Annotated in this window: 17 protein-coding genes and 2 pseudogenes; 11 read left to right on the top strand and 8 right to left on the bottom strand. The window is 60.1% G+C overall.

Features of this window, described 5'->3' with window-relative positions; translation table 11 throughout:
• Window positions 1-93: 93 nt before the first annotated feature.
• The 3 genes from PQU95_RS10095 to PQU95_RS10085 all read right to left on the bottom strand — a co-directional run bounded on the left by PQU95_RS10095 (window position 94) and on the right by PQU95_RS10085 (window position 4,607).
• Complete coding sequence (locus tag PQU95_RS10095; RefSeq protein WP_272751877.1) at window positions 94-843, bottom strand: SDR family oxidoreductase; 750 nt, start codon at window positions 841-843, stop codon at window positions 94-96.
• Between the two features lie 623 nt (window positions 844-1,466).
• Entirely contained in the window at window positions 1,467-4,079 is a 2,613-nt protein-coding gene (locus PQU95_RS10090) for a hybrid sensor histidine kinase/response regulator (protein WP_272751876.1), read from the bottom strand.
• Window positions 4,080-4,106: 27 nt separating this feature from the next.
• A complete protein-coding gene (locus tag PQU95_RS10085; RefSeq protein ID WP_272751875.1) occupies window positions 4,107-4,607 on the bottom strand; it encodes a putative pterin-binding protein in 501 nt (166 codons plus the stop codon).
• A gap of 208 nt (window positions 4,608-4,815) precedes the next feature.
• Between PQU95_RS10085 and PQU95_RS10080 the strand changes: the two genes are divergently transcribed.
• From PQU95_RS10080 to PQU95_RS10065, 5 genes and pseudogenes are all read left to right on the top strand, one after another.
• Window positions 4,816-5,814 carry an HD domain-containing phosphohydrolase gene (locus PQU95_RS10080; protein WP_272751874.1) on the top strand — a complete coding sequence of 333 codons (999 nt, stop codon included), beginning with the start codon at window positions 4,816-4,818 and terminating at the stop codon, window positions 5,812-5,814.
• Between the two features lie 229 nt (window positions 5,815-6,043).
• Window positions 6,044-6,775 (top strand): annotated as a pseudogene (locus PQU95_RS10075) (methionine ABC transporter ATP-binding protein); the annotation flags it as partial.
• Window positions 6,776-6,781: 6 nt separating this feature from the next.
• Window positions 6,782-7,054, top strand: coding sequence for an NIL domain-containing protein (locus PQU95_RS18580; RefSeq protein ID WP_441374936.1), 273 nt, complete (start codon window positions 6,782-6,784; stop codon window positions 7,052-7,054).
• Window positions 7,055-7,732, top strand: coding sequence for a methionine ABC transporter permease (locus PQU95_RS10070; protein ID WP_272751872.1), 678 nt, complete (start codon window positions 7,055-7,057; stop codon window positions 7,730-7,732).
• A gap of 89 nt (window positions 7,733-7,821) precedes the next feature.
• On the top strand, window positions 7,822-8,610 hold the full coding sequence (locus PQU95_RS10065; protein ID WP_272751871.1) for a MetQ/NlpA family ABC transporter substrate-binding protein: 789 nt from the start codon (window positions 7,822-7,824) through the stop codon (window positions 8,608-8,610).
• A 90-nt stretch (window positions 8,611-8,700) separates the two neighbouring features.
• On the opposite strand, the gene PQU95_RS10060 is transcribed toward PQU95_RS10065, so the two are convergent.
• The gene (locus tag PQU95_RS10060) at window positions 8,701-9,783 is read right to left on the bottom strand and encodes a sensor domain-containing diguanylate cyclase (protein ID WP_272751870.1); all 1,083 of its coding nucleotides are present in this window, start codon (window positions 9,781-9,783) and stop codon (window positions 8,701-8,703) included.
• Window positions 9,784-9,873: 90 nt separating this feature from the next.
• Between PQU95_RS10060 and PQU95_RS10055 the strand changes: the two genes are divergently transcribed.
• From PQU95_RS10055 to prmB, 5 genes are all read left to right on the top strand, one after another.
• A complete protein-coding gene (locus PQU95_RS10055; RefSeq protein WP_272751869.1) occupies window positions 9,874-10,314 on the top strand; it encodes a hypothetical protein in 441 nt (146 codons plus the stop codon).
• A 385-nt stretch (window positions 10,315-10,699) separates the two neighbouring features.
• On the top strand, window positions 10,700-11,269 hold the full coding sequence (pabA, locus tag PQU95_RS10050; RefSeq protein WP_272751868.1) for an aminodeoxychorismate/anthranilate synthase component II: 570 nt from the start codon (window positions 10,700-10,702) through the stop codon (window positions 11,267-11,269).
• Window positions 11,270-11,300: 31 nt separating this feature from the next.
• Complete coding sequence (trpD, locus tag PQU95_RS10045; protein ID WP_272751867.1) at window positions 11,301-12,326, top strand: anthranilate phosphoribosyltransferase; 1,026 nt, start codon at window positions 11,301-11,303, stop codon at window positions 12,324-12,326.
• A gap of 63 nt (window positions 12,327-12,389) precedes the next feature.
• Window positions 12,390-13,763 carry a phosphomannomutase/phosphoglucomutase gene (locus tag PQU95_RS10040; RefSeq protein ID WP_272751866.1) on the top strand — a complete coding sequence of 458 codons (1,374 nt, stop codon included), beginning with the start codon at window positions 12,390-12,392 and terminating at the stop codon, window positions 13,761-13,763.
• A gap of 124 nt (window positions 13,764-13,887) precedes the next feature.
• Complete coding sequence (prmB, locus tag PQU95_RS10035; RefSeq protein WP_272751865.1) at window positions 13,888-14,832, top strand: 50S ribosomal protein L3 N(5)-glutamine methyltransferase; 945 nt, start codon at window positions 13,888-13,890, stop codon at window positions 14,830-14,832.
• 73 nt (window positions 14,833-14,905) lie between these two features.
• Here prmB and map read toward each other — a convergent pair whose 3' ends face one another.
• The 4 genes and pseudogenes from map to dinG form a co-directional block, all read right to left on the bottom strand.
• Complete coding sequence (map, locus tag PQU95_RS10030; RefSeq protein ID WP_272751864.1) at window positions 14,906-15,706, bottom strand: type I methionyl aminopeptidase; 801 nt, start codon at window positions 15,704-15,706, stop codon at window positions 14,906-14,908.
• 136 nt (window positions 15,707-15,842) lie between these two features.
• Window positions 15,843-16,970: a porin gene (locus tag PQU95_RS10025; RefSeq protein ID WP_272751863.1), complete on the bottom strand. Its 1,128-nt coding sequence runs from the start codon at window positions 16,968-16,970 to the stop codon at window positions 15,843-15,845.
• A 150-nt stretch (window positions 16,971-17,120) separates the two neighbouring features.
• Window positions 17,121-17,408: pseudogene (locus PQU95_RS10020) on the bottom strand (DUF3579 domain-containing protein); the annotation flags it as partial.
• Window positions 17,409-17,578: 170 nt separating this feature from the next.
• Window positions 17,579-19,714 (bottom strand): ATP-dependent DNA helicase DinG, encoded by a 2,136-nt coding sequence (gene dinG, locus PQU95_RS10015; protein ID WP_272751862.1) that lies wholly within the window; start codon window positions 19,712-19,714, stop codon window positions 17,579-17,581.
• A gap of 189 nt (window positions 19,715-19,903) precedes the next feature.
• On the opposite strand from dinG, the gene PQU95_RS10010 reads away from it, so the two are divergent.
• Window positions 19,904-21,862, top strand: coding sequence for an aminotransferase class I/II-fold pyridoxal phosphate-dependent enzyme (locus tag PQU95_RS10010; RefSeq protein ID WP_272751861.1), 1,959 nt, complete (start codon window positions 19,904-19,906; stop codon window positions 21,860-21,862).
• Window positions 21,863-21,926 lie beyond the last annotated feature (64 nt).

Here is a 21,926-nt window from a genome sequence, read left to right as displayed (position 1 = left end):
GGGGTGTATTGCGCTGCGCCCGTTTAGGATGGCAGCGCAGCGCGCTGATTTCCGTGCATCCGGTGCAAACCGGCCTGAAAGTTTGCCGGCCGGCTATTTCACCGCGGCATTGCCGCCATCGGCATACAGCGCCGACCCTGCAACGAAGCTAGCCATCGGGCTGGCCAAGAATAGGATGGCTGCCGCAATTTCTGCTGGTTGCGCCAGCCGCTTCATTGCGTGCAGGTCGGCAGCCCATGCCTGTTGTGTCTCGTCGCCTGCCATGGCTGTTTGCGTGCCGCCAGGCAGCACTGCATTGGCGCGTATGCCCTGTGCCGCGTAATCGGCAGTAATGCCTTTGACCAGACCCATCAGCCCGGCCTTGGCTGCACCATAGGCAGCCATGCCGGGCAGACCGGCACTGCTACCGACAAAGCTGCTGGTAAACACCAGCGCGCCGCCGCCGCGCTGCAGCAGGGCTGGAATCTGTGCCCGAGCCGCCAGAAAGGCGGCGCCGAGGTTGCTTTGCAGTGTAATGTCCCATTCTTCGATTTGCAGCTCGGCTAGTGGCCGCATGGTGCCAGTACTGCCTGCGTTATTGACGGCAATGTCCAGGCCGCCAAAGTGTTGCAGAGCGGCGGCTACGCAACGCTGGTGGGTGTCGGCGCGGGTGACGTCGCCGGTTACTACGCAGGCACGACCGCCGTCAGCTTCGATGGCAGCCGCCAGTGCGTGCAGCGGGGCGGGCTGGCGGGCATTCAGCACCACGGCAGCACCGTGGGCGCTGAGTATGCGTGCGGTGGCGGCACCAATGCCGGCGGATGCGCCAGTGACGATGGCAACCTGATTTTGTAGCAGTTTCATGTGAGGCTCCTTGGTGTGGGACAGAGCCACTGTAGCGGCCAGCCAGGAGCCGGACAGCCCGATTCTTGCGCAGCTGCATGCAAACCGGAGGGCGGGTATGTACCAGGCATTTGGGTTGATGTTGGTGCGCAAGGTACCCGTTGGCTGTGGCAGTGTTCATCTGTGAATCCCTGAATGAGGCACTTGAGTGCACGCCTACCCGCCACAGCAGGGCGGGTGTCTGGGGGTATCACCATGCCCGTGGACACGATGGCAGGGTGCGCATTTGTATGGTGAGCTGCTACGTCGGCCGGAAAATAGGAACCTGTCTTGAATAGGCAAAATGCTATCCGGTACCGTAGCCGTATCCCGCATGGCGAGCGCCCGGAAGGGCAGGCCCGGTAAGCTTTCCGGGCCTGTATCTCGGCAAGAAAGCGTGCTGGCAGGCGCTAGGCTGCCTGGGGGCGGCAGGCTAACGTTAGGCCTGCTCCGGTAGCAATGCCCGAGCGGGTAACGCGGACGCCCGCACCTTTTGCCGTGCTTTCAAGCACAGGTGCGGGATGTTGTATGGTGATTATCGTACCGGCAAATCACCTGTGGCCCGGTAGCACGGCGTTGCTGCCTGCCATCCGGTTGCCACGGGGTCAGGGTTGGCCAAGGTAGGGCTGTAGCGCCAGGGTCAGGGCTGCGCTGCAGGACTCCAGCTCGGGCAGGTCTGCCATGGCGTCAGCCAGCCTGCCTTCGTTGGCAGCGGTTTCCATGCGGCGGCAGTGTGCGGCCAACTGCAGGGCGGCAATGGACAGGCAGCTGCCTTTCAGGGTGTGTGCGGCCATGATAATGGCCGGCAGATTGCCTTGTTGCACACCCTGGCGCAGGTCGGCCAGCCGTACCGGCATGTCATCGAGAAAAGCAGCCAGCAGCAGTGGCAGGAAATGCTCGTCGCCATCGCAGTTTTTCAGTGCCTGGGCGTACTGAAATACCGGGGTATTGTCCTGTTCGGGTGCGGGTGGTGGTGGCGTAGTGGCCGGCGTGTCGCCAAGCACGCGATGGATTTCTTCCAGCGTGCGGATGGCGTCTATAGGCTTGCTGATGTAGCCGTCCATGCCGGCTTGCAGGTAGCGCTCGCGGTCCCCGCTCATGGCATTGGCGGTTAGCGCAATGATGGGCAGGGGCGTCAGGCTGCCGGCCGCCTGCATGGCGCGAATGCGCTGGCAGGCTTCCAGGCCATCCATCACCGGCATTTGCATATCCATCAACACCAGGTCGAAGTGTGCAGCAGCCAGGGCATCCAGCGCCTCCTGGCCATTGCCGACTACCGTGACATGGTAGCCGCGGCGGTGCAGGATGGTAACGGCCAGTTTCTGGTTTACCGGGTTGTCCTCTGCCAGCAGAATGTTCAGGCTATGCCCCAGCTCGCGCACGGTATGGCGCGTCACCAGCTCGGGGGGGGCGGTGGCGTCGCTCTGGTTGTGCAGCAGCTTGATGGTGGTGAGCAGCTCTTCCTGGGATACCGGTTTGGTGAGGTAGCCGCGTATGCCCAGTGCCTGGCAGCGTTTTGCGTCGCCACGTTCTCCGGAAGAGGTCAGCATGATGACGGTAGCGCTGCGGCGCTCTTCCTGGATTTGCTGTGCAACCTCAAAGCCTGACATGCCGGGCATATGGCCATCCAGCAAAATAAGCGGGTAGTGCTGGTGCGCGAGTAGCTCAAGCGCCTCGAAGCCATCGGCTGCCAGGGTTGGCCGCATCGACCAGTTTTTCAGCATGGCTTCCAGCCAGCTGCGGTTGGTGGGATTGTCATCTACTACCAGCACAGGCATGTCGGCCAACTCGCTTGGTGCGGTCTGCAAGGGCTGCTCGGCGGCAAGCTGCACGGGTATGCTGAACTGGAAGTCCGATCCGGTGCCCGGGGTGCTGTGTACGCTGATGTGGCCACCCAGCAGACGTACCAGTTTCTGGGTGATGGATAGCCCCAGGCCGGTGCCGCCGTAACGGCGGGTGGTGCTATTGTCGGCCTGGGCGAAGGCGTCAAAGATGAGTTGCTGCTTTTCCTGCGGGATACCGATGCCCGTGTCTCGTACCGAGACGTTCAACAGCAGGCAGCCGTCGGCTTGGATGTCACCGCTTACGGTCAGTACCACTTCGCCGCGGTGGGTAAATTTGATGGCGTTGCCGATGAGATTATTCAGTATCTGCCGCAGCCGGGACGGGTCGGAAATGACCCGGTCCGGCAGCGCCGGGCAAACGCGACAGATCACTTCGAGTTGCTGCTTGCTGGCGCGCAGGGCGAAGGGGTAGACCGTCTGGGTGACCAGGTCGCGCAGCGAGAAAGTGACCGCTTCGAGGGTCATTTTGCCGGCTTCTACTTTGGAAAAGTCCAGAATGTCATTGATGATGGTCAGTAGCGAGTCGGCCGATGACTTGACCAGCTCCAGGTATTCGCGCTGCTCCGTACTGAGCTCGGTATCCAGCGTCAGCTCGGTCATGCCGATGACGCCATTCATCGGGGTGCGGATTTCATGGCTCATATTGGCCAGAAATGCGCTTTTGGCTTCGTTGGCCGCCTCGGCCTGGGCCAAGGCCTGGTCCAGCTCCTTGCTAAGCTGTTCGGCTTCTTCGCGACGCTTTTCGCTGTGTGACAAGTTACGGTAGGCCATGGCAGCCATCAGGCTGGCTACCAGCATCAGGATGGCCGCGGTGGCCGCTACCGTGGTGTTGATGCTTTGCAGGCTGCGGTTACTCTCGTTGGCCTGCTCGGTGAGGCGGCTGTTGGCGCCGATGGTGAGCTCGCGTACATTTTCGACAATAGCGTTCAGGTCTTGCACCAGATCGCTAGCAGTGCGCTGGGTAAAGTAGCCATCACCGGCTGCCAGCTTTTTGTCGGTAGCGGCCACCAGCCGGGTAAGGGCTGCCATGTGGGTGTTGTACCATTGCCCGTTCTTGAATAGCAGGCTGTAGCGGTATTCGCTCAGCAGGGTAATGCGTGACACCAGAATGTCGTAACGCAGCTGCAGCTCGTCCAGGTCCTTCAGCTGGCCAGTAGCAACGGCTACTTTTGCCGCCCCCAGGGTGCGATAGTAATCGATACCCAGCTGCGAGTAGACCCAGACGATGTTGTCTTCGCCCTGCTCGGCGAAGTGCTGCATTTCGGATTGCTGCCGGTGATAAAGCATGCCCACTACCAGCAGGGCTGCGGCCATGAGGATGCCGAGCAGCCATAGCTGGTTGCTGACGCGGCGGTTTGCGTGGCGTAGGGGCACCTGTGTTACTCCGGCAGCCGCGCGGGCTTATTCCACACGGATGCGGTTCACCTGCCACACGCAGCGCGAGTAGATGTCTTTGGTGCGCAGTTCAGGTTTCTTGTCAAAAGGGTACATGATGAATAGCGGGCCTTTGTCGCGTACATTCAATACTTTACCGTCAATTTTGCGCGCCAGGATCACATCGTGTTTTTCCAGGTCGGCCAGCGGGATTTCTGCTGCGTAATCATTCAGTGCCACCACGTACAGCTTTTTGCCCTTTGCGCCGGCAGCTTTCAGTACGTCGCGAAACAGTGGCCCTTCAAAGGTTTGTGCGGTCTTGTACCACGGGGTTTCAACCGTCATCTTCTGTTGGGGCAGCTTGTCCAGCATGGCGGCGTCAAACTGCGCATCGTTACCGGCATTTTTGTCGGCGATCAGGCCTGATACGGTGAGGATGGGGCGGCCGGATGGTTTGTCCAGCGCCAGGGCGCTGGCTGAGGACACAACCAGCACCGCGGCCAGCAAAGTACGTGCAAACTTCAACATGCTTGTGCTCCTTGGTTTTTAATAAGCACTTCATTATGAACTGTTACTACTAAATTTCATCCTTTTAGTGCAAAGACAAGCGCTGTAGGATGGATAAGAATCTATAAATATCATAGCTGGATTGTTGACAATGCACTGTAGCGGCATAGGATGCAACTGTGGCAATTTTCGATAGAACATTTAACGGACAGCAAGGTTTGCCATGAGAATGACTGTGTTGATTGTTGACGACAATCCGGCCAACCTGATGGTGTTGCGCCATTTGGTCAGCCGTATAGAGCACTGTGAGCCACTGACCATGCAGGACGCCAATGCCGCCCTTGCATGGTGCAGAGGCAATACGCCCGACCTTATCCTGACTGATTACATGATGCCCGGCATGGATGGCTTGCAGCTGATTCATGCGCTGCGTGCCATGCCGCATATCCATGACATACCCGTCATCATGGTGACCACCAGTGATATGAAGGACGTGCGGCAGCGCGCACTGGAAGGCGGCTCCACCGATTTTCTGACCAAGCCGCTGGACCCGCCGGAAACCCGTGCCCGCATCCAGAATTTGTTGAAACTGCGCCGTGCCCAGCGTCAGTTGCGGGAGGTAGCCGCACAAGACCTGGTGATCCGCCTGTCGCACATTGCCGAATCACGTGACCCGGAAACCGGTCGCCATATCGAGCGTATGGCCTACTATGCCCGCATTATTGCCACCGGCTTGCAGCTGGGGCCCGAGATAGAAGAGCGCATTTTTCTGGCAGCCCCGATGCACGACATTGGCAAGGTCGCTATCCCGGACCATATTCTGCTCAAGCCAGGCAAGCTTACCCCGGAAGAGTTCGACGTGATGAAAACCCACCCGGCAAGGGGGGCAGAATTTTTACAGGATAGCGAGCTGCCTTTGTTATGCATGGCCCACGATATCGCACTGGGCCACCATGAAAAATTTGATGGCACGGGCTACCCGCAAGGCCTGTGTGGCGAGGCCATACCGTTGGCCGCACGCATTGTGGCGGTGGCCGACGTGTTTGATGCGCTGACCTCGGCGCGCCCATACAAGGCCGCATGGGATGTAGAACGGGCGCTGGCGTTTATGGAAAGCCAGCGCGGCCTGCATTTTGACCCCAAAGTGCTGGATGCTTTTCTGGCCAACTTGGCGCAGGTGCTGGATATCCAGGCGCGCTTGCGTGACGAGCCGGTCTCCTCGGCTTGAGTGGGCCACTGCGGGGCTGCAGCCACCTGTTCCAGGGTGGTTTTTTTTATGGGCGCCAATCGAGCTTGCGCCTGCAATATGCCTGCGAAGCAGTACGCTTGGCTGCTTAATAATCTAAAAGAATAAAGAATTCGTATTATATTATTTTTTGTATCCAATCGATCGCTATAGACTGCGCCCATATTTATCAAAACCTGCTGCTGCAACGCTAGCGGGGCTAGGGCAAGGCATGATCGAAGTACAAAGCATCAGCAAACACTACCAGCACGGCGGCAAGAGCATAGCCGCGCTGGATAACGTCAGCCTGCAGATTGCCAGTGGCGAGATCTACGGCATTATCGGTCGCTCCGGTGCCGGCAAAAGCACGCTGATCCGCTGCCTGAATCTGCTGGAGCGGCCGGACAGCGGCCACGTCAGCCTGCACGGCGAGGACATTACCCGCCTGGACGAGCGTGCGCTGCAGCAGCGTCGCCAGCGCATCGGCATGGTATTCCAGCACTTTAATCTGCTGCGTTCGCGCACCGTCGCGGCCAACGTGCGCTTTCCGCTGGAGCTGGCTGGCGGCCAGAGCCCGGCGCAGATGGACGCCCGCGTTGACGAGCTGCTGGCGCTGGTTGGCCTGCAAGACCACAAACACAAGCGACCGTCGCAGCTGTCTGGCGGCCAGAAACAGCGCGTCGGCATTGCCCGTGCGCTGGCCAATCACCCCGACCTGTTACTGTGCGACGAAGCCACCAGCGCACTGGACCCGGAAACCACCGACGCCATCCTGGCGCTGCTGGCTGACATCAACCGTCAGCTGGGCCTGACCATCGTACTGATCACCCACGACATGCGTGTCATCCGCCAGCTGTGCGACAGCGTGGCAGTGCTGGATCACGGCCGCGTGGTGGAGCAGGGCAAGGTGCTGGACGTATTCCTGGCGCCGCAGCACGCGGTAACGCAAAGCCTGCTGGCAGAGACCGGCATGGGACAGGGCGCCCTGCAAGGCATCTGGCGTCAGCGTGTGGCCACGCCGGTGATCAAGCTCACCTTTGTGGGTGAGCCGACGCTGCAGCCGGTGCTGGACAAGGTTGGCCGCGAGGTCGGCCTGCGCGTCAACCTGCTGTCCGGCACATTGTCGGAAATCAAGGACACCCCGTTTGGCCAGCTGCTGGCCGGCGTGGTGGCATCGGATGTAGACGTGTCGGCGCTGCCGGCCATCTTTGCCCGCGAGGGTGTGCGTTGCGAGGTGCTGTAAATGCTGGATCTTGACTGGAATCTGCTACTGGAAATCGACTGGGTCGAAATCGGTGGGGCCACACTGGATACGCTCACCATGCTGGGTGTGTCGATGCTGTTTACCGTGCTGGCCGGTTTGCCGCTGGGCGTGCTGTTGTTCATTTCGGCACCGGGCCAGCTACGTGCCCGCCCGCGCCTGTACGCCGTGCTGTCGTTCCTGGTAAACGTGCTGCGCTCGCTGCCGTTTGTGATTCTGCTGATCGTGCTGATGCCGTTCACCCTGTTGCTGGTGGGTACCTCCATCGGCGTGGCCGGCGCCATCGTGCCGCTGGTGGTGGGTGCGGTACCGTTCTTTGCCCGCCTGGTGGAAAACGTGCTGCGTGAAGTAGACCGTGGCGTGATCGAAGCCAGCCAGTCCATGGGCGCGCGCCTGTCGCACATCGTATTCAAAGTGCTGCTGCCGGAGTCGCTGCCGGGCCTGATCGGCGCGGCCACCGTTACCGCCGTGGCGCTGGTGGGCTACACCGCCATGTCCGGCGTGATCGGTGGTGGTGGCCTGGGCGACCTGGCCATCCGCTATGGCTACCAGCGTTTCCAGACCGAAATCATGATCGTCACCGTGGTACTGCTGCTGGCGCTGGTGCAAGGCCTGCAGTCGGCCGGTGACAGCCTGGTGCGCCGCTGTCGCTTCGACTAAGACACCTCCCCGTTAATCATGCTGTGCCCCGTATGCCCGCGCCGATCTGGCCGGGCAGGGGGAAGACTTTCTCTCAAAAAGGAAAAACCATGACCCGCATCAGCAAACTGGCCGCCACTGTCAGCCTCGCCGCCATCGCCTTTGCCGCCCAGGCAGAAAACGTAAAACTGACCGTGGCTGCTTCGCCAGTGCCCCACGCCGAGATCCTGGAAGCGCTGAAACCCGCGCTGGCCAAGCAGGGCGTAGACCTGGAAGTGAAAGTGTTCAACGACTACGTGCTGCCCAACACCCAGGTGCAGGAAAAACAGCTGGACGCCAACTTCTTCCAGCACATCCCGTATCTGGACAAGTTCAACAAAGACCGCGGCACCACCCTGGTGGTAGCCAGCAAGCCGGTACACATCGAGCCATTTGCTGCCTACTCGGCCAAATTCAAAAAAGTAGCCGACCTGCCTAAGGGCGCTACCGTGGCGATTCCGAACGACCCGACCAACGCAGGCCGCGCGTTGCTGCTGCTGGATCAGGGCGGCGTGATCAAGCTGAAAGACCGCAAGAACCTGTACCCCACCAAGAAAGACATTGCGGCCAACCCGAAAGACCTGAAGCTGAAAGAACTGGAAGCCGCTACCCTGCCGCGCGTGCTGAACCAGGTAGACCTGGCGCTGATCAACGCCAACTACGCACTGGAAGCCAAGCTGAACCCGAAAAAAGACGGTCTGTTTGCTGAAACTACCTCGCCATACGCCAACCTGCTGGTGGCGCGCAAGGACAACGTGAACAGCCCGGCCATCAAGAAACTGGCCGCCGCGCTGAACAGCCCGGAAACCAAGAAGTTCATCGAAAGCAAGTACCAGGGTGCTGTGGTACCGGCATTCTGATATGAGCACTGACCGATGGCCTGTCTGCTGTCGGTCGTGGGCGTAACAAGCAGCAAGGGTCTGTCGAGTGCGGCAGACCCTTGTGCTATGTCAGGCCTCGTCTTGCATCAGGAAGTAGCAGCCCTTGCCACGCCGTTTGGCCTCGTACATGGCCTGATCGGCGCTTGCGATGATCGCTTCGGCCGATTGTCTGGCGGCATCGCTTACAAGATGGATGCCGATGCTGGCTCCGACGCGAGCGTGGTGGCCAGCCAGATGGTAGGGCTGTGACAGTTTGCGCAGCAGCTTGGCGGCGATGTCACCAGCCTGTTGGCTTGCCATGATGCCGGGTAGTAGCAGTACGAACTCATCACCGGCCAGCCTGGCGACGCCATCACTGCTGCGCACGCACTGGCGTAGCCGTTCTGCAATTTGCCGCAGCAGCATATCGCCAGCGTCGTGGCCCAGGTTGTCATTGATGGCTTTGAAACCATCGATGTCGATGAAGAGGACAGCAATGCTGCCCCCTTGTTGCTGCAGGGCCTCGTATAAACCCTTGCGGTTTAGCAGGCCGGTTAGCAGGTCGCGCCGTGTTTCCTGTTCCAGCGCCTGCTCGGTCAGTTTGCGGCGCGTAATGTCGTGCAAGAAAATACTAAGGTAGTACTGGCCATCCACCGAGTGGGGGTAGGTACAGACCTCGACCGTCAGCTCGTGACCAAAGCGGTTTTGCAGTGTCCACTCCTGGCTGTGCACAATGCGCCCTGGCTGTATGGTCAGCGAGTTGTGCAGGTGCAGCAGGCTGAAGTTCTGCGGATGCTGGTACAGGAAGCGTGCCAGCGGCTTGCCCAGCACTTCTTCGCTATGCCAGCCCAGCATGCTGGCTGCGGCGTGGTTCCAGCTGACTACTGCGGTTTGCTCGTCCAGGCAGATGTAGGCGGCGCTGGCGTTTTCCAGTACAGCCACTTGCTGCAGGTGGCGCTCCCACAGTGATTTTTCTACTTGCGACTGCAGCGAAATGATAGTTTGCAGGCCATTATTCAGGGCCTGCAGCTCCTGCACCTGTTGTTGTAGCAAGTCCAGCGGTGCGTATAGCGGCTCAGGCAGGGTAAAGCCGTGCAGCGTCAGGCAGACCACTTCCAGCCCGTCGCTACAGCGGTGATGGCGTGCCTGTACGGCGTCGGTTGACAGGCTCATGCCCAGCGCTGAAAAGAGCTGATGCAATGCTGGCGAGGCCGAAGCGGGCAGGGCCAGCGGGGTGCTGTGGCAATCGCCTGGTAGTGGTCCGTGACTAAAGTGGACCGGCAAGTGCTGTCCGGCAAACAGCACGCCATGGGTATCAAATACCGCGACAGGCATATCGGCCTTGCCGATGGCAGCGCTGATGCTGCCTATCAGTTCCTTGATGCCATTCATATCAACATCCGGTTTGCGTGTTTGGTAAGAGAACCCGGGCGCGCTTCTGGCGGCGTGCAGTCCTGGGGTTCGGCTGACAAATTTCTCTCTTGCCGAGCACAGCGGGCCGAACATAGCGGATACATTGTCGGACAGTCAAACCGCGCGGCCAGGGGTATGCCAATGTCGCGCTGCATTGCAGCATGTCAAGCCGGTACAATGCCAATTGAATGCAATAAAATGTCTTGTTTGCTTGTTTTTTTCTGGCTGAATGCTGCCGCTTGCAGAAATGGCGCCATTTTGTTTGTTGGTGGCTATTTATCTTTAAAATAAGAGCTTGATTTTTTGCATGAGCAATCAAATTGAATTGAATGTTTGAAATCGATACCAATTGATCTGGTGCGGTCATTTTGTAGGTAGGTAACGCCGCCGGCGCCCGCGCTGTTGTCTTGGCATGGTCGCTAGGCCCGGCCTGCGGGTACGGCCTGGCAGCAATGAAAATACGGCCCGGCTGGCATGGTTAAACGGGCTGGGTTTCATGAAAGGCACCTAGTTTGTGGTATGGTGGGAATGCACAAATTTTCAGGACGGCGCAATGGCGGCTGGTACTCGATGGCACGGTAGTAAAGGCTGTCAGCTATCAATGCGGATATCAGCGAGCCGGCCGCCAAAGGTGGCGGTATTGCGAGGTCTTTCAAAATAAGGGTTTAAAGCCAACATGCTATTAATGATTGATAACTACGATTCCTTTACCTACAACCTGGTGCAGTACTTTGGCGAGCTGGGGCAAGAGGTAAGGGTTTTCCGTAATGATGAAATCACGCTGCAGGAAATCGAAACGCTGAATCCGCAGTACCTGGTGCTGTCGCCGGGGCCTTGCACGCCGAACGAGGCGGGTATTTCGGTGCCGGCCATCCACCACTTTGCCGGCAAGCTGCCCATCATGGGCGTGTGTCTGGGGCACCAGAGTATCGGCCAGGCGTTTGGCGGCAAGATCATTCACGCCAAGCAATTGATGCATGGCAAGGTGTCGCCTGTATCGCACCATAATGTGGGCATGTTCCGGGATCTGCCGAACCCGGTAACGTGTACCCGCTACCATTCGCTGGTGATCGAGCGCGAAACGCTGCCGGACTGTCTGGAAATCACCGCCTGGACCGAAGACGGCGAGATCATGGGTGTGCGTCACAAAACGCTGCCGATCGAGGGCGTGCAGTTCCACCCCGAGTCCATCCTGACCGAGCACGGCCACCAGATGCTGCAGAATTTCCTTACCGAATTCGCCTGAGCCGTTTACGACCTATTGCCGGAGAGAATGCATGATCACACCGCAGGCCGCGCTGAACCGCCTGATCGACCAGAACGAACTGTTTCACGACGAAATGCTGGACCTGATGCGCCAGATCATGCGTGGCGAAGTCCCGCCATCACTGATTGCCGCCATCCTGATCGGCTTGCGCGTCAAGACCGAGAGTGTGCTGGAAATTGCGGCTGCAGCGCAGGTGATGCGCGAGTTCGCCACGCCGGTGCCGGTAAGCCAGCGTGACCACCTGGTGGATACCTGTGGCACCGGTGGCGACAAGAGCCATACTTTCAATATTTCCACCACCGCCGCTTTTGTCAGCGCGGCCGCCGGCGCCCGTGTGGCCAAGCATGGCGGGCGCTCGGTATCGTCCAGCTCCGGCAGTGCCGACGTGCTGGAAGCGCTAGGCGTCAATCTGGCGCTGGACGCGGCCGGTGTGGCGCGCTGTATCGACCAGATCGGTGTGGGTTTCATGTTTGCGCCCAACCACCATACGGCGATGAAGTACGTGGCACCGGTGCGCAAGGAGCTGGGCGTACGCACCATCTTCAATATCCTGGGCCCGCTGACCAACCCGGCCGGCGCACCCAACCAGGTGATGGGGGTGTTCCACCCCGACCTGGTAGGTATCCAGGCGCGGGTACTGCGCCAGCTGGGCAGCGAGCACGTGATGATCGTGCACGGCAGTGATGGCCTGGATGAAATTACCTTGTCCGGCGATACCTATGTGGCGGAGCTGAAAGACGGCGTGATTCTGGACTACACGCTGAACCCGGCCGACTTTGGTCTGGCGCCGGCGCCGCTAGCGGCTATCCGTGCCGAGAGTGCCGAGGCATCCCGGCAGTTTCTGCTGGGCGTGCTGGCCGGCGAGCACGGCCCGGCGCGCGATATCGTGCTGCTGAATGCCGGCGCAGCCATCTATACCGCGGGTGTGGCGGCTACCCTGGCCGATGGCGTGCTGGCTGCCGCTGCTGTCATCGATAGCGGCGCAGCGCGTGCCAAGCTCGACGCGCTGGTGACGCTCAGCCAGAATATCGGCTAATGCCATCCGCAAGCGGCGGTCCGGTGCTTGCGGCCAACCCTCTTCCTTGATGCCATTACTTTCATGACAATCGCTCAATCCATTTTCAAAGCTTACGATATCCGTGGCGTAGTCGGTGACACACTCACGGCCGACGCTGCCTTCCTGATTGGTCGCGCCATTGGCAGTGAAGCACGCCTGCGCAATGTATCCGCTATCTGTATCGGCCGCGATGGCCGCCTGTCCGGCCCGGAGCTGTCCGGCCGCCTGTCTGATGGTATCCGCGCTGCCGGTGTGGACGTAATCGACGTTGGCCGCGTGGCCACGCCGATGCTGTACTTTGCCGCTTACCAGCTGGAGACCTTCTCTGGCGTGATGGTAACCGGTAGCCACAACCCGCCGGACTACAACGGCTTCAAGATGATGCTGGACGGCGACACGCTGGCCGGCGACTGGATCCAGACCCTGTACCAGCGTATCGTGAATAACGATTTCGCCGAAGGCGAGGGCACTTACCGTACGCACGATATTGCCGAGGCCTACCACCAGCGCATCATCGGCGACATCAAGCTGGCGCGCCCGATGAAGGTGATTGTGGACTGCGGCAACGGTGTGCCGGGCGACTTTGCCCCGCGCCTGTTCAAAGACCTGGGTTGCGAGGTTCACGAGCTGTTCTGCGAAGTAGACGGCCACTTCCCCAATCATCACCCGGACCCGGCCAAGCCGGAGAATCTGCAAGACGTGATCCGCGCCCTGCAGCAAACCGACGCGGAAATCGGCCTGGCATTTGATGGCGATGGTGACCGCCTGGGCGTGGTGACCAAAGACGGCAACATCATCTGGCCAGACCGCCAGCTGATGCTGTTTGCCCAGGACGTACTCAGCCGCCAGCCCGGCGCCAAGATCATCTACGACGTGAAGTGCACCCGTTTGCTGGCCCCGGCCATCCAGGCTGCCGGTGGCGTGCCGATGATCAACCGCACCGGCCACAGCTTCATGAAAGCCGCCCTCAAGGCCAACCCCGATGCCGGCATGGCGGGTGAAATGTCCGGCCACGTGTTCTTCAAGGAGCGTTGGTACGGTTTTGACGATGGCCTGTATACCGGCGCGCGCCTGCTGGAGATTCTGTCCAAGGTGGCCGACCCGTCCGCGGTGCTGAATGCGCTGCCTAACGCGCTGTCCACCCCCGAGCTGAACCTGAAGACCGCCGAGGGCGAAAACCATAGCCTGATCGCCAAGCTGCAGGAAACGGCCCGGTTTGACGGCGCGCAGGACATCATCACCATCGATGGCCTGCGGGTAGAGTACGCCGACGGCTTTGGCCTGATGCGTGCTTCCAATACCACGCCGGTGATCGTGTTGCGCTTCGAAGCCGACAACGAAGCGGCGCTGACGCGCATCCAGAACGATTTCCGTCGTGTTCTGGCGCAGGAAACCAGCGCAACACTGCCGTTCTAGGCGATAATCGCGGCCTAGCCGCGATTGCCCCCGGGCATGCATGAACAAGACCAAAGGTTGGCTGCGGCCAACCTTTTATCATGGGTGGTGCCAGCTAGGCACTGCCGAACAGAAAGGACACCCGATGTACGCTGAAGCCGCCAGTACTTTCCACACCGTACGCGACCTGCTGCGCTTTGCCGTGTCGCGTTTTAATGAAGCCGAGCTGACTTATGGCCATGGCACCAGCAACGCCTACGACGAAGCGGCCTACCTGATTCTGTCTACGTTGCAGCTGCCTATCCAGCAGCTGGAGCCGTATCTGGATGCCCGCTTGCTGCCGTCGGAAGTGCAAGACGTAGTTGGCCGCATCCAGCGCCGCGCCGAAGAGCGCGTGCCGGTGGCCTACCTGACCAACGAAGCCTGGCAGGGCGAATTCAATTTCTACGTGGATGAGCGCGTGATCGTGCCGCGCAGCTTCATCTACGAGCTGATGGGCGAGCCGCTGGCACCGTGGATCGAGCACCCGGAGCTGGTTCACCGTGCACTGGACCTGTGTACCGGTTCCGGCTGCCTGGCTATCCAGCTGGCGCACCACTACCCGGATGCCGAGATCGATGCGGTGGATATTTCGCTGGACGCACTGGAAGTGGCCAGCATCAATATCCAGAATTACGGCCTGGAAGAGCGTATCCAGCTGATCCACAGCGACCTGGTGGAAGGTCTGGAAGAGCCGTACGACCTGATCATCTCCAACCCGCCTTATGTGGATGCGCCGTCGGTAGAAGCGCTGCCGCAGGAATACCTGCACGAGCCGGAGCTGGCGCTGGGTTCGGGTGAGGATGGTCTGGATGCTACCCACGTGATTCTGCAAAACGCGGCGCGACTGCTGACCCCGGGCGGCGTGCTGCTGGTCGAGATCGGCCATAACCGCGACGTGCTGGAGGCCTCCTACCCGAGCCTGCCGTTCATGTGGATGGAAACGCAAAGCGGTGATGGCTTTGTGTTCTTGCTGACACGTGAAGACCTGGTGGCTGCCGGCATGGGCGACCCGATGAACGACGACGACTTTGCTGACGACGACTTCTAAGCTGCCCGCAAGGTTGGCCGCAAAACAAAAACCCCGCTACGCGTAGCGGGGTTTTGCATGGTGCCGTGGCGGCTTATTGCTTCCACACCGGTTTGGGTGGCGTGCCGTCCGAGGTGGTCAGGATCTCATAGCCGGTAGCGGTCACCAGAATGGTGTGCTCCCACTGCGCGGACAGGCTACGGTCTTTGGTGACCACGGTCCAGCCGTCGGCCAGCAGGCGCAGGTGGCGTTTGCCCTGGTTGATCATCGGCTCGATGGTGAAAATCATGCCTTCCTTGATTTCCAGGCCGGTGCCAGGCTGGCCGTAGTGCAGTACCTGCGGCTCTTCGTGGAATTTGGTGCCAATGCCGTGGCCACAGAACTCGTGTACCACGCTATAGCCGGCCGCTTCGGCGTGGCGCTGGATGGCGTAGCCGATATCGCCCAGGTGGGCGCCCGGTTTTACCTTCTCGATGCCTTTCCACATGCACTCGTAGGTGACCTTGCACAGGCGGCGGGCAAATTCACTGACTTCGCCCACGTAGTACATGCGGCTGTTGTCGCCGTGGTAGCCATCCTTGATCACAGTGATGTCCAGGTTCACGATGTCGCCTTTTTTCAGCGGCTTGTTATCGGGAATGCCATGGCAAATCACGTGGTTGATCGAGGTGCAGATGGATTTCGGATAAGGGTTGGTGCCATCCGGTGCGTAGTTCAGCGGTGCCGGAATCGTATCCTGTACATTCACCATGTAGTCATGGCAGAGCTTGTCCAGCTCTTCGGTGGTCACGCCCGGTTTAACAAACGGGGTAATGTAGTCCAGCACTTCGGCAGCCAGGCGGCCGGCGATGCGCATTTTTTCGATGTCTTGCTGGTTTTTGATAACAATGGACATTGCTGGGGTGGGGTCATTTGATGTGTCAACGCAGTATGTTAGCAAATCCTGCCGCTAAACGGGTGCTGCTGTGCGCGCGGTAATAAAAAGCGGGCACCGAAGTGCCCGCTGGTGATATGGATCGAAACAAGCTGGATTAGAAGGTGTAACGAATGCCGGCGCCGAAGGCTTGCGGGTCGTTGCCCTTGGTCAGGCTGGCAGCGCTGGTGCCCAGGCCGGTGTCGTATACCGGGTTGCCCAGGTTGGCGTTCTGCGATTTTTCGTTCTTGATCTTGGTAGCGTAGGCGTACAGCTGGGTTTGCTTGTAGATGTCGTACGTTGCGCCGATCACCCACTGCTTGGCTTTGTAGTCGCTGTCATTGCCGCTACGGGTGTTTTTCAGGGCGCCCAGGGTGCTGTACGACGCGCGCAGGGTAGTTTTGCCGATAGTCTGGCCCAGTGTCAGCGTGGTAGCGGTCTGTTTCGGGTCTTTGCCAGTGGCGTAGTCCATCTTGGCCTGTTCGATGCCAGCGCCAATGAAGGTGCCGCCTGGCAGGGTGTAGCTGGCGACCAGTTTGGTGTAAACGGTGCTGTTCAGCTCTTTTGCAGTGTTGCCGCTGTCGTTCTTGCTGCCTTGGCGGTCATAGCCGGCGGCCACTTGCAGGGCTTCTGCCTTGTATTTGCCAGCCAGCGAGAAGCGGTCGTTTTTCTGGCGGGTGCCGTTGGCAGCCAGGGTGCGGGCTTCGTCAAAGCCATAAGATGCGCCCAGGTCAAAGCCGGACAGGTTTGGCGACAGGTAGTGCACGCTGTTTTTCAGACGTGCTTCGCCGCGCGAGAAGGTGTTGCTGCTGCCGTGGCTGCTGGCAGTGGTGTTGGACATGGCGTCCAGGCCGATGTCGGTCAGCGCTTTGTAAGCCGAGTCTTTCTGGCCCAGTTCGAATTTACCGAAGTTGCCACCGATGCCTACGAAGGAGTTGCGGCTGGCCAGCGTGGCGGTCTCGCCCTTGTCATTGGTGCCGGTCTGGTCGAAGCCACGCAGGCTGGTCTCGATCTGGCCGTATACGGTAACGTCGTCTTCTACTTTGGTCGAACCTTTTACGCCCAAGCGGGAGCTTTGGTCGGTCACGCGGCCGGTGGACGGTACGTCTTTCTTGAAGTCGCCATTGCCCGATGCTTTAACCGATTCAACACCTGCGCTCAGGAAGCCGTACCAGGTGATTTCGGCGTGGGCGGCGAAAGAGGTAAGGGAGAGAGTAACCAGGCTGGCAAGCAGTTTCTTTTGCATTTGATGCTCCGTTTTCCCGTGTGTCGGGTGTTTTTTGAAAACGGGGCAATTGTGCTGGTCAAATGTTGCACTGCAATGAGTGTGCTGTGACAGCCTGATTAATGTTCAGTTAATCTGAATCAATCAGGCCAGAAACTGGTTGGGGTAGACTTCGTCGATCAAGGTGCGGCAGTCCACAATACGCAGATCGTTGTCTTTGGCGAAGTCCATCAGGAAGCGATAAACCGCGGGCTGGATTTTTTCCAGCTTTTTGTCCACCGCTACGCAGCGGACATTGTCCAGCATCATGGGGCGCACGAACTGGTGGTAGGCCAGTTTCTGATCGTCGCCGAACGACGCCAGAATACCGGCCAGGCGCTCGGCCCAGTCACTGGGGCGGAAGGTACGGCCTTCAGATGTGAGGCCTTGTATTACGATTTCATACGGGTTGCAGATCATGGCTTAACCGGGGCGCTTGTTCTTGTGGGTGTGGTCTCAGCCCGCCGCCTGTTTTATCGAATAAGGCATGTATTGCCTGGCAGGTCATTCGGGTTGACCCTAATTCTAGCCTAAAAACGATTTCACATCACGTTTTAGCCATATTGTTGCGGCGGCGGTTTTCCCCAATGTCAAAGCCGGCGGAAAGCTGGCAGTGATGCCAGCAGGCGTTTGCCGTATTGCTGGCGCACAATGCGGTTGTCCAGGATGGTCACGCGGCCATAGTCGCTTTCGGTGCGGATCAGGCGGCCTACGGCCTGTACCAGCTTGATCGACGCCTCCGGCACGGTTAGCTCGATAAACGGGTTGCCACCGCGCTTTTCGATCCAGCGCGACAGGGTGCGGCCAACCGGGTCGTCCGGCATGGCAAACGGCAGCTTGGCAATAATCACGTGCACGCAAGCTTCGCCCGGCAGGTCCAGCCCTTCCGAGAACGAATCCAGGCCGAACAGCACGCTGGGGCGCTGTTCTTTCAGTGCGGCGTAGTGGTTGGCCAGCAGCACCGCCTTGGGCAGCTCGCCCTGCATTTGCACGCACTGGCGCAGCTCGGCGGGGATGCCTTCGGCCACTTCCTGCATCTGGCGGCGCGAGGTAAACAACACCAGCGTACCCAGCGGCTGGGACAGGTCTACCAGGCGCGGTAGCCAGTCGATGATTTCGCGCGTATGCGCAGCCGGGTCTTTGGGCGTGGCGTGTAGCGGCGGCAGATAGAGTTCGCCTTGTTCACTGAAATTGAATGGCGAATCCAGCGCCACGCATTGCACATCGGGCAGCCATTTCAGGCCGGTCTGCGATAGCAACAAGTCGAAATTGCCCAGCGAGCGTAGCGTGGCCGAGGTCAGCAGGGCGCCGGACGCGCGCCGCCACAGGTTGGCCGCCAGGCTACCGGCAGCGCTTACGGGTGATGCAGAGAAAATGTAGTCGCCCTTGCCGTCGGCGCGGCGGGTCACCCATTTGGCGATTGGCGGCGCGTTTTCGTCCGGCTCGCGCTCGTACAGGTCCCACAGTGCCACCAGCGGCTCGACCTTGCCGACAAAAAAACCGGCGTCGGCGTTCAGCTTGTCCAGCAGCACAGCGTCTTGCTGTTTGTCCTTGCGCAGCGCGCCGATGGCGTCGGCCATACCGGTAAGGTTCTTGTACAGTGCACGCGCCGACAGGGCCATGTTGGCCGCAGGAATCTTCATGTGCTCTGGCAGCACGCCGTCCTCCACCAGCCAGCTGGGTTCCAGGTTGTCGCTATTGGCCTCCAGCTCGGTCACGCCCTGCAGCAGCCACAGCCATTCGGTGAGGCTTTCCATGCAGGCGCCAGCGGCATCCATGGCGTTGGCGCACAGCTCGGGCTTGTCGATCAGGGTTTGCACACGCGTAGCCAGCGCCGGTACTTTGTCCAGCCAGGCCATGGCCTGCGCCAGGCTGTGCTCGGCAGCAAACTGGTTAACCGCTTTTTTGGCCAGGTGGTGTGCTTCGTCGATGCAGTACAGGCTTTGTTCCGGCGCGGGCAGAATCACGCCGCCGCCCATGGACACATCGGCCAGCATCAGGTCGTGGTTGGCCACCACTACGTCGACGTTTTCCAGCGTGTCGCGCGCCAGATAGAACGGGCACTCGGCGCGGTTGGGGCAGCCGGCCTTCAGGCAACCGTGGCGGTCGTTGGTGACGCGGCGCCACAGGTCGTCCGGGATGTTTTCTGCCCAGGTGTCGCGGTCGCCATTCCAGCGGCGGTAGTAAAACTCGTCAGCCAGCTCGCGCAGGGCGTCGATCTCTGCCTGTTCGGGTTTGCGCTCCCACAGCGCCATGCTCGGGTCCATGGCCAGCAGCTCGCCCTGGGCGGTGTCGGCTGTCAATTGGTACAGGCGGTAGGGGCACAGGTAGCGGCCGCGGCCTTTGGCTAGCGCAAAGGTCAGCGGCAGGCCGCTTTTTTCTATGACAAAGGGCAAGTCACGGTTCACCAGCTGCTCTTGCAGGGCAATGGTGGCACTGGTGACCACCAGTTTCTTGCCGCGTGACTTGGCCATCACGCCGCCGGCCAGCAAATAGGCCAGGCTTTTGCCGACACCGGTAGGGCCCTCGACTACCACGATACTGTCACCACTATTGTCTTCCGGCGCTTGTTCGCTATCGGCGGGCGGCATGCTGCAGCGGCCAAAGGCGTTGGCGATTTCGGCCAGCATGCGGCGCTGTGCCGCGCGCGGGCGGAAGCCGGGCAGGTTTTCGGAGATGGCACGATAGTGGTCGCGCAGCAGGTTTTTTTCGATGTCGGTCAGCATGGGCGGCATTGTAGCGGATTGGCGCCCCCCCTGCTGCCAAGGCGACATCGACCATGCGGTTTTGCGCCTGCAGCATGACATTGTGGCCGCGCTGTGCTTACGATAGCGTCAAACAAAGCCGTACCAAGCTGCGGCCATAACAGTACGACAGACATCATAAAAACACGCTGTATCCAGAGGAGAGCACCGATGAATCCGGTGAGCAGAGTATTAGTGGTAAGCGATGATGCTGCCTGGCAGGCCGACGTACTGGCCGAGCTGGCTGCGGTAGCAGGCAAGATGGCGAATCCGTTTGGCCTTTGTTTTGAAGGGGTTGGCCGCAGTAGTGACGCACTGGCGCGCGCCGGTAGTGATGGCGAAGTGCAGATAGTGCTGGTAGACAAGGGGCTGAAAGAGAAAGGCACCACCCAGCCTGCGGTACAGCTGGCCAACCAGATAAACCGCCTGCGCCCCGAGCTGTCGCTGTACATCCTGCTGCAGGATGACGACGAGAAAGTGGTCATGGAAGAGCTGGCCAGCCATGCCATTGATGGCTATTTCTATCGTGACGAGCGCGATTTCAACGGCTGGTTCCGCATCCTGGCCGCCGAAATGGGCGAGAAGGCCGCCACGCCGTTCTACGACAAGCTCAAGCAGTACGTGCGCATGGCCAAGGATTCGTGGCACACGCCAGGCCACGCCGGTGGCGACTCGCTGAAAGGCAGCCCGTGGGTGGGGGATTTCTACGATTTTGTCGGCGAAGAAATGCTGCGCGCCGACCTGTCGGTATCGGTGCCGATGCTGGACTCGCTGCTGCACCCCACCGGCGTGATCGCCGAGGCACAAACCTTGGCCGCCAAGGCCTTTGGCGCCAAAAAAACCTACTTTGCCACCAATGGCACCTCCACCTCGAACAAGGTCATCTTCCAGACCTTGCTGGCGCCGGGCGACAAGCTGCTGCTGGATCGCAACTGCCACAAGTCGGTGCACCACGGTGTGATTCTGTCCGGCGCGCAGCCGGTGTACCTGGATTCGTCGGTGAACCGCCAATACGGCATTTTCGGCCCGGTGCCCAAACAGGTGATTTTCGACGCCATTGCGGCCAACCCTGACGCGCGCGTGCTGATTCTGACCAGCTGCACCTACGACGGCCTGCGCTACGACCTGAAACCCATTATCGAGGCGGCGCACACCGCCGGCATCAAGGTGATCGTGGATGAAGCCTGGTACGGCCACGCCCGTTTCCACCATGCTTTCCGCCCCACCGCGCTGGAGTCCGGTGCGGATTACGTCACCCAGAGTACGCACAAGATCCTGTCGGCCTTTTCGCAGGCCAGCATGATCCACGTGAACGACCCCACGTTCGACGAGCATCTGTTCCGCGAAAACTTCAATATGCACACCTCCACCAGCCCGCAGTACAACCTGATTGCCAGCCTGGACGTGGCGCGCAAACAGGCGGTGACCGAGGGCTTCCGCCTGCTGGACCGTGCCTTGAAGCTGGCGCAGGAGCTGCGGCAAAAGATCAACTCCACCGGTGCCTTCCGCGTGCTGGAGCTGGACGACCTGCTGCCGGAGTCGGTTAGCGGCGACGGCGTGCAGCTGGACCCCACCAAGCTGACGGTGGACATTTCGCAAAGCGGCTACTCCGCCGACGAGCTGCAGCGCGCGCTGTTCGAGCGCTTCAATATCCAGATCGAAAAATCCACCTTCAATACCATCACGCTGCTACTGACGGTGGGTACCACGCGCAGCAAGATGTCGCGCCTGTTTGACGCGTTGTTACGCCTGGCCAAAGAGCAGCGCCCGCCACGGGTGCTGGGAAAAATGCCGGAAATCCCCGGCTTTTCCCGGCTGGCCTGCCTGCCGCGCGACGCGTTTTACGAGGCGGGCGAGCGCCTGCCCTTGCTGGACGATGACGGGCTGCCGAACCCGGCGCTTACCGGCCGCGTGTGTTGCGACCAGATCGTGCCCTATCCGCCGGGTATCCCGGTACTGGTGCCGGGCCAGGTAATCGAAGCCAATATCGTGGCCTATATGGCGCGGCTGCTGAAAACGCAAAAGAGCATAGAAATGCACGGCCTGGCCGAGGAGGGGGGCGAGTTCTGCGTGCGGGTGCTGCGGAATGACGAGCTGACTGGCTTGCCAAGCCGCGCCTGGTTCAACTGACCTTATGGCCAGCGAGTAGCGTTTTGTTAAACAGCTGCACCGCTTCGCTAAAAGCCTGAAAAAA

The sequence above is a fragment of the Vogesella aquatica genome, assembly GCF_028548455.1.
GTDB lineage: Bacteria > Pseudomonadota > Gammaproteobacteria > Burkholderiales > Chromobacteriaceae > Vogesella > Vogesella aquatica.
Note: the sequence above shows the minus strand (reverse complement) of the source record. Positions and strands in the feature narration are given on the sequence as shown.